Consider the following 371-nt stretch of genomic DNA (forward strand, 5'->3'; position numbering starts at 1 on the left):
TATCATCAGTTTGCTTTATGGACTCATCAGCAAGTCTATTTTGTAACCCGTTTAAAGAAAAATGCAGTTTACACAATTATAGAAACACATAAGACAGGATATAAAAAGAAAGGTGTCGCCAAAGTCCTAAAAGATCAGACCATAGAGTTGGAATACTATCCGGAAAACGAAGATGGAGAGAAGCAATATAAAATAAAGAAGACAATAAGACTTAGAAAAGTGGCTTACCAAGATGATCAGAATCGCTATTTTGAGTTCTTAACCAATAATTTTGAAATATCAGCAGAAGAAGTGGCATTTTTATACAAGAAGCGTTGGGGTATAGAACTGCTTTTCAAAAAGATGAAGCAGAACTTTCAGCTTCACTACTT

The 371-nt window shown here is 34.0% G+C and carries 1 protein-coding gene; it reads left to right on the top strand.

Annotation, left to right across the window (positions count from 1 at the left end; all coding sequences use genetic code 11):
- Positions 1-371 (top strand): transposase (locus OM075_RS25825; protein WP_301193416.1); only part of this gene is annotated, 371 nt, incomplete at both ends.

It is taken from the genome of Plebeiibacterium sediminum (assembly GCF_026013605.1).
In the GTDB taxonomy this organism is placed as follows: domain Bacteria; phylum Bacteroidota; class Bacteroidia; order Bacteroidales; family Marinilabiliaceae; genus Saccharicrinis; species Saccharicrinis sediminus.